Source organism: Nocardia sp. XZ_19_385 (genome assembly GCF_015355755.1).
In the GTDB taxonomy this organism is placed as follows: Bacteria; Actinomycetota; Actinomycetes; order Mycobacteriales; family Mycobacteriaceae; genus Nocardia.
In genome coordinates, this window is sequence record NZ_JACVEE010000003.1 from 380744 (window position 1) to 394845 (window position 14102).

The 14102-nt window shown below is 67.1% G+C and carries 13 protein-coding genes; 7 read left to right on the forward strand and 6 right to left on the reverse strand.

The genetic code is table 11. The annotated features are described in order from the left end of the window. Positions 1 to 4: 4 nt before the first annotated feature. From IBX22_RS25380 to IBX22_RS25400, 6 genes are all read right to left on the reverse strand, one after another. Positions 5 to 1045, reverse strand: a complete 1041-nt coding sequence (locus tag IBX22_RS25380; protein ID WP_194818209.1) for an MCE family protein — start codon at positions 1043 to 1045, stop codon at positions 5 to 7. Beyond that, on the reverse strand, positions 1042 to 1170 hold the full coding sequence (locus IBX22_RS38005; protein ID WP_255526496.1) for a hypothetical protein: 129 nt from the start codon (positions 1168 to 1170) through the stop codon (positions 1042 to 1044). Before IBX22_RS38005 ends, IBX22_RS25380 begins: the two co-directional genes overlap by 4 nt. Next, positions 1167 to 2423 (reverse strand): MlaD family protein, encoded by a 1257-nt coding sequence (locus IBX22_RS25385; RefSeq protein WP_194818210.1) that lies wholly within the window; start codon positions 2421 to 2423, stop codon positions 1167 to 1169. The genes IBX22_RS38005 and IBX22_RS25385 overlap by 4 nt, the downstream gene beginning before the upstream one ends. 4 nt (positions 2424 to 2427) lie before the next feature. Next, positions 2428 to 3282 carry an ABC transporter permease gene (locus IBX22_RS25390; protein WP_375540278.1) on the reverse strand — a complete coding sequence of 285 codons (855 nt, stop codon included), beginning with the start codon at positions 3280 to 3282 and terminating at the stop codon, positions 2428 to 2430. A 1-nt stretch (position 3283) separates the two neighbouring features. Further along, complete coding sequence (locus IBX22_RS25395) at positions 3284 to 4153, reverse strand: ABC transporter permease (protein WP_194818882.1); 870 nt, start codon at positions 4151 to 4153, stop codon at positions 3284 to 3286. Positions 4154 to 4269: 116 nt separating this feature from the next. After that, positions 4270 to 5628, reverse strand: a complete 1359-nt coding sequence (locus tag IBX22_RS25400) for a cytochrome P450 (RefSeq protein WP_194818211.1) — start codon at positions 5626 to 5628, stop codon at positions 4270 to 4272. Positions 5629 to 5772: 144 nt separating this feature from the next. On the opposite strand from IBX22_RS25400, the gene IBX22_RS25405 reads away from it, so the two are divergent. The 7 genes from IBX22_RS25405 to IBX22_RS25435 all read left to right on the forward strand — a co-directional run bounded on the left by IBX22_RS25405 (position 5773) and on the right by IBX22_RS25435 (position 14099). Further along, positions 5773 to 6537, forward strand: coding sequence for an SDR family NAD(P)-dependent oxidoreductase (locus IBX22_RS25405; RefSeq protein WP_194818212.1), 765 nt, complete (start codon positions 5773 to 5775; stop codon positions 6535 to 6537). A 41-nt stretch (positions 6538 to 6578) separates the two neighbouring features. After that, positions 6579 to 7976 (forward strand): SRPBCC family protein, encoded by a 1398-nt coding sequence (locus IBX22_RS25410; RefSeq protein WP_194818213.1) that lies wholly within the window; start codon positions 6579 to 6581, stop codon positions 7974 to 7976. 18 nt (positions 7977 to 7994) lie between these two features. After that, positions 7995 to 8987 carry a thiamine pyrophosphate-dependent dehydrogenase E1 component subunit alpha gene (locus tag IBX22_RS25415; protein WP_194818214.1) on the forward strand — a complete coding sequence of 331 codons (993 nt, stop codon included), beginning with the start codon at positions 7995 to 7997 and terminating at the stop codon, positions 8985 to 8987. After that, the gene (locus tag IBX22_RS25420) at positions 8984 to 10006 is read left to right on the forward strand and encodes an alpha-ketoacid dehydrogenase subunit beta (RefSeq protein WP_194818215.1); all 1023 of its coding nucleotides are present in this window, start codon (positions 8984 to 8986) and stop codon (positions 10004 to 10006) included. Before IBX22_RS25415 ends, IBX22_RS25420 begins: the two co-directional genes overlap by 4 nt. Before the next feature lie 2 nt (positions 10007 to 10008). Beyond that, positions 10009 to 11571: an AMP-binding protein gene (locus IBX22_RS25425; RefSeq protein ID WP_194818216.1), complete on the forward strand. Its 1563-nt coding sequence runs from the start codon at positions 10009 to 10011 to the stop codon at positions 11569 to 11571. Between the two features lie 484 nt (positions 11572 to 12055). Beyond that, complete coding sequence (locus tag IBX22_RS25430; RefSeq protein WP_194818217.1) at positions 12056 to 13156, forward strand: acyl-CoA dehydrogenase family protein; 1101 nt, start codon at positions 12056 to 12058, stop codon at positions 13154 to 13156. Next, entirely contained in the window at positions 13146 to 14099 is a 954-nt protein-coding gene (locus tag IBX22_RS25435) for an acyl-CoA dehydrogenase family protein (protein WP_309234787.1), read from the forward strand. Before IBX22_RS25430 ends, IBX22_RS25435 begins: the two co-directional genes overlap by 11 nt. Positions 14100 to 14102: the final 3 nt, after the last annotated feature.

Genomic DNA, 14102 nt, shown 5'->3' on the forward strand with positions numbered 1-14102 from the left:
CACGTCACCTGCACATCGCCGAGTACTTGCGTTGGCCACCCGGCGTCGCGCTGTCGATGATCGCGGGCACGACCGGGGTGAGGAAATCGAGGATCGTGAAGTTGAAATCGCAGGCCTGTGCACTCATGGCCGTGCTGTCCCCGGTGATCCGGGCCAGGCCTTTGAACACGGCGGGCATATTCGAGCCCAGGGCCGCCACACCGTGCGGGTTTCCGACCAGGGTGGCCAAGAAGCCCGGCCGGCGCGAGAGCATGTCGTTCAGATCCGGTGCGGCTCCGGTGAATACGGCCGCCAGCCGTCCCACCGCCACCGAGATATCGCCGACCGAGGCGACCAGCTCACCACGCCGGCTGTCCAGGCCCGTGATGACGGCGCGGACCTGAGTCAGCGTCGTCTGCAACTGCGCACCCTGCTGCGCCAGATTGGCCACCACATTGTCCAAGCTCACGATCACCTTGCCCAGCAGTTCGTCGGGCCCGGCAACGGCTTGCGCCAATCGCGAGGTCTCGGTGATGAGCGTGGTCAACGCGTGCACGTCACCCTGCAGCGCCTGGATCAGCGAGGTCGACAGGTTCCCCCGATCGGCGGGATCGAGCAGGGTGAACAACGGCTCGAAACCGTTGAGCAGCTGAGTAATATCGAACGAGGCCTCGGTGCGGTCGACCGGGATCATGCTGCCGCCGGGCAACCTGCCGGGCTGCCCGAAGTCCGCCATCGTCAGGCCGAGATACCGCTGCCCGACAATGTTCTGATAGACGATCGACAGGCGCGTATCGCCGTACACCGGCTGATTCCGCTGCACCCGGAACCGCACCCGAGCTAGCCCACCATCGAGGTCCACCGCATCCACCCGGCCGACCCGAACCCCGGCGATTCGCACATCCGAGCCTTTCCGCAGCCCCGAGGCGTCGGTGAACATCGCGGTGTAGGTATCGCTGGGCCCCTGCACATCCCGTCGCAGCGTGCCGAAGATCGTCCAGGTCAGCGAAAGGCACACGGCCAGAAAGGCAATCAGCCAGATCAGCTGGCGGCGGTGCAGGCTCATCGCGGCACTCCTGGTAGGGAGAACACCGGCATCCCAGCTATTTCGGCCGGGCGATAGTTCTTCAGCGGCACGTGTGGTGCGAAGGCCAGCGGCAGTCGCGGAGTTTTGGGCAGCTTCAGCCTCATCGCGGCACTCCTGGCAAAAAGACAGCCGGCAGCCCGGGGATTTGCAGGGGGCTCAGTAGGATCTGCTCGGCTGGATTCGTTGGTGTGGGCAGCGCCGCTACTCCCGGTGGCGGGACATAAGCGCGCGCGTCCGGCAGCCCCATGGTGTTGGGTATCGGTGTCGTCTCCGGCGCGGTATCGCAACTCGGACCGGACATTTGGCCGTAGACCGGGCAGTCCGCGCGGGTGTAGAGCCGCAGCGGGGTCAGCGACACCACCAGCTTGAAGGTGAACGCCAGTTTCTCGCCGGTGCGGGTCCACAGCTCTTGGAAGAACTTGTCGACAACACCGTTGAGCCGCAACATGATCGCCGGGAACTCGCCCGCGTCATCGGCCAGTACGCCGACCACGGGCGTCATGTTCGTGCTGATATCCACGAGTTGATCGATGTGGTTGTCCATCGCGGTCCCGACCGTGCCGACCGTACTGCTCGCTCCCAGAATCGAATCCGCCAGCTCGGTGCGTTTCTCGGCGACCGTCCGCATCGGCGCGACCGTGCTGTGCAGCGCGTCCACCAGCTCCGGCGCGGTGCCCTCCAAGGTGGCGATGGCCTGTTCCCAGGTGCGCAGCGTGGCGGGCCCGCTGTCGTCGGCGCTGAGCCGATTCATCTCCTCGACAACACGATTGAGCCCCTCCACCGACGCGGTCAATGTCGCGCCCTTCCCGGCGGTGGCGTCGGCGAGGGTGCGGATCAGGCCCAAAGTGGCGTCGGTGTCGTCGCGCCCGACAGCGCCCAGCAGCTCCCGCACCTTGGCGAGCGTGGACTGGAACAGCTGCGTCGGCAGCGTCCGATCCTCGCCGATGCGCACACCATCGGTGATCGCCGCAGCGGGCCCGTTGTCGACCAACTGCACCGAGGACACCGCGAACGCGTTGCTCGGCACGATCCGCGCCGTCACCGTGCCCGGAATCCCCAGTGTGTGTTCGGGTTTCAGGTCGATGTGCACGATATTGGGTGCACCCTGACGGGCCGGTATCACGCCGCGCACCATCCCGACGAGCACACCGCGGAACTTCACGTCGGACTTCTCCGGCAGCCCGTCGCCCACACTGCTGAGCAGCGCGGTGACCCGCACCTTCCGGTCCAGGCTCCCATTGGATTTCGCCAGCAACAGCTGCGTCACCACCACACACACGACCAGGAACACCGCGCCGGTCACCAGCAGCAGCCGGGTGGACGGCCCGCGCCCGTCGAGTTCGAATGCATTGCCCACCGCGCTAACCCCCGAGCCTGCCGCCGGCATCGATACCCCAGAACGCCATGGTCAGCAGCATGTTGAGCACGGCCATGATGGTGATGCTCGCGCGCATGGCCCGGCCCGCGGCGATCCCGACTCCGCGCGGTCCGCCGGTGGCGTAGAAGCCGTAGTAGCACTGGATCGTGGACATCACCGCCACGAACACGCACACCTTGATCACCGCGAAGACGATGTCGCGGCCGCTGAGCATCAGCGAGAAATAGTGCAGATAGGTGCCCGAACCCTGCCCGCTGGAAATGAACACCACCAGCTGGCAGACCAGGAAGTTCAATGCCAGGCAGGCCACGAACAGCGGCAGGATGGCGAGCGCCGAGGCCAGCACCCGCGTGGTGACCAGGTAAGGAATCGGCCGGATCGCCACCGATTCCAGCGCGTCGATCTCCTCGGAGATCCGCATCGCCCCGAGTTGCGCGGTGAACCGGCAGCCCGCCTGAATAGCGAACGCGAGCGCGGCCATCAGTGGCGCCAGTTCCCGCACCGCCGCCAGCGAGGTGATCAACCCCGTCGCCGGACCCAGCCCCAGCAGATTCAGCGCGTTGTAGCCCTCGATCCCGACGATGGCGCCGGCCGCGCCACCGACCACCAGCACCACGCCCGCGGTGCCGCCACCCACCACGAGGGACCCGTTGCCCCAGGTGACATCGGAGAGCAGCCGCAGGAATTCGCGCGGATACCGCCGCAGTGTAACCGGTATCCCGGCGAGCGTCCGGAAGAAGAACGCCACCATGTGCCCGACGCGTGCGAGCTGGCCGCTGCCGGCCCGAACCCCGAGCAGGACCGGGCGCAGACCGGGCGCGATATAGGGGGCCGCCACGTCAGAAACTCGCTCGGGGGAACAGGATGAGATACATCTGACTCATCAGCACGTTGACCAGCATGAGCAGCAGAATCGACTGCACCACAGCCGCATTCACCGAATTCGCGACTCCGGCCGCGCCGTGCCGCGCGTCCAGCCCCTTGTAGCAGGACACGATCGCCACGATGACCCCGAACACCGTCGCCTTGATCAGCGTCAGCACCAGATCGTCGACGGTGGCGAAGGAGGAGAACGTCGCGGTGTAGCTGCCCGGGGTGCCGCCTTGCAGCATCACGGTGAATCCGTAGCCGGCCAGGAAGCCGATGAAGCAGGTGAACCCGGTGAGCGCGATCGAGATCAGCACCGCCGCAGCCAGTCGTGGCGCCACCAGCCGCCGGATCACCGACACCCCCATGACCTCCATTGCGGCGATCTCCTCGCGGATGTTGCGCGACCCCAGATCCGCGCTGATCGCCGACCCCACCGCCGTCGCCAGCATCATCGCCGCCACCAGGGGCGCGCCCTGCCGGATCACCGCCAGGCCATTGGCGGCCCCCGCCATCGACGTCGCCCCCAATTGCCCTGCCAGCAAACCGAATTGAATGGACAGCGTGACCGCGATCGGCACCGTGACGAACAAGGTCGGCACCACGGCGGTGCGCGCCATGAACGTCGCCTGCTCGACGAACTCCCCGAACGGGAAGCGCCCGCGCACGATATCGGCGACCAGATACTGACTGGAACGCACCCCGAGCACGAACTGCCCGCCCACCGTGCGCAGCGATGCCAGCAGATGCCGGTTCGCGAAACCCCGCGACCACTGCGCCACTTCGGTACGCGCGGTGGCGGGCGGCTCGGGGTCGAGTACTGGGAGATCGCCCGGTGGCAGCGTGGATACAGCGACCGCGGCTGGTAGATCGCTTGTCGCCGTGCGAGATTCGATCGCGCGCTGCGGCGGGGGATCCGCAGTAGCGGAGGTGGAGTCGACGGCGGTCACGGGTGGCCTTACCCCTCCGCGGCTGCGCGCACCGGAGGCTGCGCCCGGTCCGCGGCCACCGGGTCGAAGACCAGCGACAGCCGCTTCAGCCCGCGCAGCATGAAGCTCGGTTCGTAGGTGAAGTCGTTGTCCGCCCCGAACCGCACATCCTTGAAGCGAACCGCCAGCTCCTCCAAGATGATTCGCGACTCCAGTCGCGCCAGCGACGCGCCCAGGCAAGCGTGGATTCCCGCACCGAACGCCAAGTGTGACTTCGCATCCGGCCGCAGCGGGTCGAATTCCTCGGGTCGCTCGAACGCCGCTTCGTCCCGGCTGGCCGAGCCGAAGCCCAGCACCACCAACTGCCCGGGCGGAATCGTGTAGCCGCCGAGGGTGGCCTCGGCCTTGGTGATCCGGAACATGCTCTGCACCGGAGCCAGGAACCGCAGGCCCTCCTCGATCACCAGCGCCGAGCGCTCGGCCGGATCTTCGCGCAACCAGTCCCACCACTTCGGCGCCCGGGCCAGCTGTTCGAAGACGCCGGTGAGCAGCTTGGTGGACGTCTCGTTCCCCGCGATCAGCAACTGCTGGATGATGCTCAAACACGCTGCGGTGCTGATAGGTGCGTCGCCGTCCTCGAGGCTGGGCGCGTGGACCAGCCCGCTGAGCAGATCCGCGCGTGGCTCGGCCCGGCGCGCGTCGAGCTCGGCGGCGAAGAACTTCTGATACTCGAGCAGACTGCGGGCCTGATCCAACCGGCCGGCGTCATCGAGCTCGGCGCCGACGGTGGCGGTGAACTGATCCGACCAGCGCTTGAAATCCCCGGTCCGTTCGTCGGGCACGTTCAGCACGTGCGCGATCACCCGCAAAGGCAGCGGCGCCGCAACGGTTTTCACGAACTCCACCGGCTCACCCGCCGGTAGCTCACCGGCCAGCGCCTGCGCGATCTCCCGGATCCGGGGCTCCAGCTGCGCGATGAACCGCGGCGTGAACGCCTTGGCCAGCATCCGCCGGTAGTAGTGGTGCTCCGGCGGATCCGCCGTGAGCAGTGTCGGCACCGCGGGCCAGCCCTGGGCTTGGATTTCCTCGATCTGCTCCTTGATCGCCTCCGGCGCCGGCATCTGCGGCAGCCCGAAATTCGACGAGAACACCGCGTGATCGGCCAGCGCCTTGGCCACGAGATCCCGCGAGGTCACGAACCACATGCCCCGGCTCGCGACGAAATGCACCGGCGCCTCGTCGCGGAGCTTGCGATGCCACGGATACGGGCACTGCAGGACCCGCGGATCCAAGGGGTCGAACCCCGCCACCGACGCATCGGGATCGGACGTATCGGCCGAGGTAGAGGCCGAGATGTCGGATGAGGTGTGAGCCGAGGTGTCGGTCAAAGCCGCCTCCAGAGATGCAGTCCGCCAACGGAACTCGTCCGGCGAACGCGTACTTGACTAATTAACTGGCCAATATAATAGTGATGTGAGTCATAAACAAGGGCGGGCCCGGGGTCGGTGCTCACCGAATACGGAGGAGGGGCATTGAAAGCCCTCGTCACTGGCGGCGCCCACGGCATCGGCCGCGCGATCGCACATCAACTGTCCGGCAACGGATTCGAGATCATCGTCGTCGACATCGACGCGGACGCCGCCGAGGTCGCGGCCAAGGATGTCGGGGGCACCGCGCTGCGCTGCGATGTCGCCGACGAGCGGTCCGTAGCGGAGTTGGCCGAGGCGGTCGGCTCGGTGGACGTCCTGGTCAACAATGCGGGCATCTGGCGCTCGCAGACCCTGGACGACAGCACCGTCGCCGACGTCGACGCCGTGCTCCGCACGAATCTGCTGGGCAGCTGGCTGGTTTCGCGGGCTTTCGCGCCGAAGTTCCCGGCCTCCGGCGGCGCGATCGTGAACCTGACCTCCGTGCTCGCCGCCATGTCGGGGCCCGGGCGCGGAATGTACCCGGCGTCGAAGGCGGCGATCGTGGCGCTCACCCGGCAGTTGGCCGTGGAGTACGCGCCGCGGCGGATCCGGGTCAACGCGGTCGGCCCGGGCTTGGTGCTCACCGAGGGCACCCGCGGTGAATTCGCCGATCCCGGTCTACAGCAGGCGATCGGGGCGTCCATGCCGCTGGGCAGGCTCGGTGAACCGGCGGATATCGCTGCGGCAGTGGCGTTTCTGGCCTCACCGGCCGCGAGCTACATCACCGGTCAGACGCTGTTCGTCGACGGCGGCTGGTCGGTCAACGGGTCGGCTTTCATCGGGATGGCTGCCCAGCATTACGTCCAGCAGCTGACCGCGGCGCACTGAAGCTACTCGCCTGCAACCACATTCGATCTTCGGAGGAAATCATGACCGACTTGCGCGCGTCCGACGAGCTCGCGCCCGGCGAAGCCCGCTCACCCGGGCCGTCCGTGCAGAGCCTGCTCGGCGCCGACACCCGGGAGGTGCCGCCGCCGCTGCTGGAGGAGTCCTACGAGTATCTCGGCTCCGGCGACATCGACAAGGACCGCTACCTCAGCGCCGAGTTCCATCATCGTGAAGTCGAGCGGATGTGGAAGAAGGTGTGGCAGATGGCCTGCCGGGAGGAGGACATCCCCGAGCCCGGCGACTTCCACGTCTACGACATCGCCGATATCTCGCTGATCGTGGTGCGGACCAAGAGCGGCGAGATCAAGGCCTACCACAACGCGTGCCTGCATCGCGGCACCCGGCTGTGCGATTCGGCCGGGCACGCGAACCAATTGCGCTGCCCCTTCCATGGTTTCACCTGGAGCCTGGAGGGTGCGCTCACCGATGTGCCGAGCCGCTGGGACTTCCCGCACGTCGACGACGCGAAATTCGCACTGCCCCAGGCACAAACCGGGGTGTGGGCCGGATTCGTGTTCGTCAATCCCGACCCGGACGCAGTGCCGCTGCAAACCTACCTGGGCGAGGTCGAGAAGCACTTCTCCTACTTCAAGCTGGAGCAGCGCTTCAAGGCGGTGCACGTCGCCAAGGTCATCGACTGCAACTGGAAGGTGGGACTGGAGGCGTTCATCGAGTCCTATCACGTCATCTCCACGCATCCGCAGCTGCTGGAATACCTGGGCGACAGCAACACTCAGTACGACGTCTACCGCGGAGCCGACGGGCAGCCGGGGTTCAACCGGATGATCACGCCGCAGGCCACGAGCAGCCCGCACCTGGAGGAACCGCTCGAACCGCAGGACGTGCTCGAGGCGATGTTCCGGGACTTCCAGCAGGAGGGGGTCGGCGCGATCACCGTGCCGGAGGGTCAGTCGGCGCGCCCGATCGTCGCCGAGGTGATGCGCCAGGGGCTGGCCGCGCGGTCGGGAGCCGACCTGTCGAAGGTGAGCGATACCGAAATTGTGGACGCCATCCAGTATTTCGTGTTCCCGAACCTTGCGCCCTGGGCCGGTGTCGGCGCGCCGCTGACCTATCGGTTCCGGCCCTACGGCAACGACCCGGACCGGTGCGTCTTCGACATCATGCTGCTGGTCCCGCTGCCGCCGGGGGTGCCCAAGCCCAAAGCCGGCCCCGTGCACTGGCTGGGCCCCGACGAGGACTACAGCGCCGCACCGGAATTGGGTGGTCTGGTGCCGGTCTTCAACCAGGACCTGTCGAATCTGCCGCTGGTGCAACGCGGTCTGAAGGCGATGACCAAGCCGGGCGTGACGCTCGCCGACTATCAGGAGGTCCGGATCCGGCAGTTCCACTCCGACCTCGACCGCTACGTAGCGGACTAGAACCTACACAAGGATTGGATGACCGTGCCGGAGAACGACATTCCACTCAGCGCTGCGGCGCTGATGACCATCTTCACCAAGGCCACCCGTATCAAACTGTGCGACGAGAAGTTCCGGTCACTGGTGCTGGCCGGCCAGGTCAGCGCCCAGTACTACTCGCCGCGCGGGCAGGAGATCATTGCCGCGTCGATGGGCGCACTGCTGCGGCCTGACGACTATGTGGTGACCACCTACCGCGGGTTGCATGATCAGCTCGCCAAAGGCGTGCCGCTGCGGGAACTCTGGGCCGAGTACTTCGGCAAGGCCACTGGCACCTGCAAGGGCAAGGGCGGGCCGATGCACATCACCCACCCGGCTTCCGGGCTGATGGTGACCACCGGCATCGTCGGCGGTGGCCTGCCGATCGCCACCGGCCTGGCGCTGGCCGCGCAGATGCGCGGCACCGATCAGGTCACCGTAGTGAACTTCGGTGACGGCGCCAGCAATATCGGGGCCTTCCACGAGGCCTGCAACTTGGCGGGGATCTGGAAGCTGCCGGTCGTGTTCTGCTGCCACAACAACCTTTACGCCGAACACACCTCCTACGCGGACGGCACCAGCGTGGCCCGCATCGCCGACCGCGCCGCCGCCTACAACTTCCCGGGCGTGCGCGTCGACGGCAACGACCCGGTCGCGATGTATGCCGCCGCGCAAGAAGCGGTGGTTCGGGCGCGGGCGGGAGAGGGTCCGACATTGCTGGAGGCCATGACCTTCCGGCTCTACGGCCATCAGATGTCGGACCAGAACGCCTATATGAAACCCGGGGAGCTGGACGCTGCCCGCGCGGCGGATCCGGTGCTGAAGTTCCGGGAATGGTTGCGCGCCAACGACATCGCGACTGAGGCAGAACTGGCTGCCGTCGAGGACGCAGAGGAGGCTGCCGTCGCGGACGCGGTGGCCTTCGCGAACGCAAGCCCGGTGCCGGATCTGAGTGAGGTCACCACTGATGTGTACGAGGAGGCGTTGATATGAATCAAGCACCAGCAACCCAGCCGATGACCGGGTTCCAGGCTATCGGCAGCGCACTGGATGACGCTCTCGGCCGCGACCCCTCGGTCTTCTTGCTCGGTGAGGACATCGCCGATCCGGGCGGCGGCGTTTTCATGGTGACACGGGGGCTGTCCACCAAATACGGCACCGACCGGGTGCGGGCTACCCCGATCAGCGAGCAGGCCATCATGGGCGCGGCCATCGGCGCGGCCGTGGCCGGTATGCGCCCGGTCGCGGAGATCATGCTGATGGACTTCCTGGCCGTGTGCATGGACCAGCTGTCCAACCACGCCGCCAAACTCCGCTACATGTCCGGCGGGCAGACCACCGTCCCGCTGACCGTGCGCTGCGCGGCCGGCGCCGGAATGCAGTTCGGCGCACAGCATTCCGAGATGCTCGAAGCCTGGTTGACCCACATTCCCGGCCTCAAGGTGGTGGTGCCGAGCAATCCGGCCGAGGCCAAGGGCCTGCTCACCGCCTGCATCGAGGACCCCGATCCGTGTGTGATGGTGGAGCAGAGCCTGCTGTACTTCACCCCGCCGCAGCCGGTTCCGGTTGGGCGGCACTATGTTCCGCTCGGCGTCGCGAACACGCTGCGCCCGGGACGGGATATCACGCTGATCTCCTACGGGCGGCAGGTGCACGACGCCATGGCGGCGGCCGGGCAACTGGCCGAAGAAGGCGTCGAAGCCGAGGTGATCGATCTGCGGTCGCTGGTGCCGTTGGACGAGGACGCGGTCCTGGAGTCGGTGGCCCGTACCCGGCACGCGGTGGTCATTCATGAAGCCGTGCGGCGCAACGGTTTCGGTGCGGAACTGGCAGCGATGCTCAGCGAGCGGTTGTTCGATGACCTGGCCGCGCCGGTTGCCCGGGTCACGGGTGCCAACACGCCGATTCCCTACGCCAAGGTGCTCGAAGACGCGTTCGTGCCCAACACTGCCGGCATCCTCGCGGCGGTGCGACGCACCCTGGAACGCTCACGCAGTCGCGTCGGAGGCTGAGCGTGGCATACGGATTGGCAGCGGTCGCCGAGCGCGAACCCACTGCGGTCGCCGTCACCGACGGCGACCTCGAATGGACCTGGGCGCACCTGAATTCGATGGTCAACCGGACGGTGGGCTGGCTGCTGTCGCTCGACGTCGGCACCGGGCAGCGGATCGCGATCATGGCCGAGAACGGGGTGCACACCGCGCTCGCACACCTGGCCACCACGTACGCGGGCCTGTCCGTGGTGCCGGTCAACTTCCAGCTCACCGCCGACGAGGTACGCCACATTCTCGGTGATGCCGCGGTGCACACGGTGCTGTGCTCCGCGCGCACCGCGGCGACCGTGCGCGCGGCCAGCTTGTCTGTGCGTGTATTCGCTTGGGGCACAGGGGAAGCCGCCGCGAGCGGATTCTTCGAGCACGCTGTCGCAGGGTTCCCGGATGCCGAGCCCTCCGAGCTGATCACACCGGCCGCCCCGCTGTACTACACCTCCGGCACCACCGGACTGCCCAAAGGCGTCCGGCTACCGGAACAGATGTACCCCACCGGTGAAAGCATCGTCGAACACGTCCAGCGCATCGAACACTCACCGGTCCGCCCCAAGGGCCGCCACCTCATCGTGGGCCCGATGCACCACACCGGCCCGATCGGCGGCGTCCGCGGCCTGACCGTCGGCAACCCGCTCGTCATCGTGCCGAAGTTCGACGCCGAAGCGGTACTACGCCTCATCGAACAACACCGCATCGAAAGCACGATGATGGTGCCGACCCACTTCGCCCGGCTGCTCGCCCTGCCCGCCGAAGTACGTGAACGCTACGACATCAGCAGCATTCGTTCCGTCGTGCACACCGGCGCCAGCTGCCCAGTGGACGTCAAGCGCGCCATGATCGACTGGTTCGGCCCGGTCTTCTCCGAGGCCTACGGCTCCACCGAAGTGGGCACCGTGACCTTCATCGACTCCCACGAATGGCTCGCCCACCCAGGCTCGGTCGGCCGAGCCATGCCCGGCTACGAACTGACCATCCGGGATGTGGACGGCACTGTGCTCGGCCCGGATGAGCCGGGCCTGGTGTGCGTGCGCTCCACCACCGGCGTACAGCCGAAATACCACAACGACCCGGAGAAGACCGCCAACAGCTACCTACCTGGTGAGGTCTTCATGGTCGGCGAAATCGGCTACCTCGACACGGACGGATACCTCTACCTGACCGACCGCGCCTCCGACATGGTGGTCAGCGGCGGCGTCAATATATACCCGGCCGAATCCGAAGCGGCCCTGCGCACCCACCCCGGCGTATTCGACGTCGCCGTGATCGGCATCCCACACGCCGACATGGGCGAGCAACTGGTCGCACTGGTGGTCCCAACCGAAAACCCTCCCACCCCAGCCGAACTCGTCACCTGGTGCCGAGACCGCCTGGCGCACTACAAATGCCCGGCCACGGTCGAACTCATCGACGACGAGCTCCGCACCGCAATGGGCAAGATCAACAAGCGCGCCCTGCGCGACCGATACTTGGCAACCCACCGCGAAGCCGCAGCCTTACCGGGCACGCCCCTACCAGGCGCCGCCCAATGAGCACAGGAAGCGTCGCCAGTAGCCACCCAGCCGGAAACGCCGCCGACCGGCACATCGCGAAGCGCCTAGTCGAGATTCGCCCCAGCCGTGTGCCACTCGGCGGGCGCTACTACCAGAATGAGGTCCCCGTGCGGCGCACCATGGGCACGGTCGACGGTCATCTCAGCTATATGCCGCTCGATGGGTGTTGGCAGCCGAAAGGGGCGACCAAGGGGCACACCGTGGAGGGCCCACTCGAGTTTCGCCTCGGCCGTGTGCCACTGGATGGGTGCTGCCAGCCGTGGGAGGCCCCCGAGAGGCACACCGTGGAGGGCTCACTCGACATTTGCCTCAACCATGTGCCACTCGACGGGTGCTGGCAGCCGAGGGGGGCCAGCGGCGTCGGGACGTCGCGCTTCGGCTATAGGCCGGGGTGGTCGCAGAAGGCCGGTTCGGCTGGCCGTTGGGTGCGCTTGGAGTCGATCGTGGCAACTGAAGGTCGGTCATGACGACATCTGATATCGCCGGTGCAGCAACGGATCTGCTGCCGCCGGCCTTCCATTTCAGCGACGAACACCGGGCGTTGCGGGAGGTGCTTCGGCAGTTCTTCGGTACCGAAGTCGGGGAGTCTGCGGAAGGGTGGCGGCGGCTGCTGGATGAGGTCGGTGTCGATGACCTGTTGTTCGGTGCTGGGGAATCCTGCGGGACAGCCATCGATCTGGCGATTCTGGCGGAGGAGGCGGGGGCGGCGCTGTTTCGTGGTCCGCTGGTCTCGACAGCTGCGGCTGGGCCCTTGTTGGCCGCCAATGCGGATTCGGCGGCCATTGTCGCGCTGTTGCGGCAGCGGCCGCGGGCGGCGGTGAGTGCGGGTTTGATCGCTCGCGGTGCGTTGGGGCTCAGCGGCGACGGTGGTAGTCGTCGGGTGTCGGGGGCGGCTGAGTTGGTGTGGGATCTGGATGACGCCGGTCCCATCGTGTGTGCGGCGTCGATCGAGGGCACCGAGTCGATTGTGGTGCTGAATGCCGATGAACCCGGTGTTGCGGTCACCGAGTTGTCCGGGCTCGATCCGTCCCGCGGGCTCGGCCGCATCGAATGCCGGGGTGTGACACCAGAATTGGTGCTTACCGACCCGGTGGCGTTGGCCGCGCTGCGGCGGCGAGCCGATCTTGTGGTGGCGGCCGAACTGCTCGGCGTTGCCCAGCATGCCTTCGACCAGACCCTCGACTATGTCTCGCGCCGTATCCAATTCGGTCGCACGATCGGCTCGTTCCAGGCGATCAAACACCGGCTCGCCGACCTGCTGACCCAGGTCGAACTGACCCGCTCTGCGGTGTACGGCGCAGCCTGGCAGCTCGCCGGTGATCCCGAAAGTCGCCGTACGGCTATGGATCTCGCCGTCGCCGCGGCACTGGCAGCCGACACCGCGGCCGCGATGACCAAGGCGGCAGTGCAACTGCACGGCGGTATCGCGATCACCTGGGAGCACTGGGCGCACCGGTATCTGCGGCGCGCGCACTCGGTGGTGGCGCTGACCGGGGGAGCGGCCGGGCACCGGCGGCGGCTGGCGGAACTTGTCGATCTCGAGGACGGTGAGCGTGTCCGATAGCACCGAAGAACAGTGGGCCGGTCCGTATTTCGTCGGGCGCACGCTGATCGAACCGACGATCGCGGCTTGGGGCACTGCGGAGCAACAGCAGCGGTACCTGCCCGGTATCGGTGACGGCGTCGATGTCTGGTGTCAGCTGTTCAGCGAACCGGGCGCGGGATCGGATCTGGCGAGCCTGGCCACCCGGGCCCGCCAGGCTGAAGGCACCTGGACTGTCGACGGGCAGAAGGTCTGGAGTTCGTTCGCGAACCTCGCCCGCTACGGCATGCTGCTCGCGCGCACCGACCCGGATCAGCCCAAACACCAAGGCATCACCTGTTTCCTGCTCGACATGCAATCGCCGGGTGTAACCGTGCGCCCGCTACGGCAGCTGACCGGCGAGGAGCATTTCTGCGAGGTGTTCCTCGACGCGGTCGTGGTGCCCGACGAAGCTCGGCTCGGGCCGGTCGGCGCGGGCTGGCGGGTCGCGATGTCCACGCTGAGTGCCGAAAGATCTGGTCTCTCAGGAAGTTCCGCGGCCGGTGGCGTGCCGCTCGCGCCGGTGCTGGCAGCGGCGCGGCACAGCGAGGGATGGGCCGATCCGGTGCTGCGCGACCGGCTCATGACGCTGCTCGTTACCGAGCGGGCACTGGAGCTGACCAATCTGCGAGCGCAGGGCGGAACCCGGAACAGCGCGCACGGTTCTATTACCAAGCTCGCGCAATCGGAACTGTCGCAACGGATTACCGAACTCGGCTACGAACTGGCCGGGGCGGCCGCGGCATGCACGGCGGAGGACGCGCTCACACCCGAGGCTTATGCGCTGCTGGACAGTCGCCGGCTCACCATCGCCGGCGGCACCTCGGAAATTCAGCGCACCATCATTGCCGAACGTGTCCTGGGCCTGGATCGCGAACCCGATCCGGATCGCGGCCGCGCCTGGAGCGAAGTGCGGCGGGGGTGATGC

Coding starts and splice junctions, on each gene's coding strand:
- IBX22_RS25380 (WP_194818209.1), bottom strand. CDS start 1,045: ATGAGCCTGCACCGCCGCCAGCTGATCTGGCTGATTGCCTTTCTGGCC.
- IBX22_RS38005 (WP_255526496.1), bottom strand. CDS start 1,170: ATGAGGCTGAAGCTGCCCAAAACTCCGCGACTGCCGCTGGCCTTCGCA.
- IBX22_RS25410 (WP_194818213.1), top strand. CDS start 6,579: ATGACCGACTTGCGCGCGTCCGACGAGCTCGCGCCCGGCGAAGCCCGC.
- IBX22_RS25415 (WP_194818214.1), top strand. CDS start 7,995: ATGACCGTGCCGGAGAACGACATTCCACTCAGCGCTGCGGCGCTGATG.
- IBX22_RS25420 (WP_194818215.1), top strand. CDS start 8,984: ATGAATCAAGCACCAGCAACCCAGCCGATGACCGGGTTCCAGGCTATC.
- IBX22_RS25430 (WP_194818217.1), top strand. CDS start 12,056: ATGACGACATCTGATATCGCCGGTGCAGCAACGGATCTGCTGCCGCCG.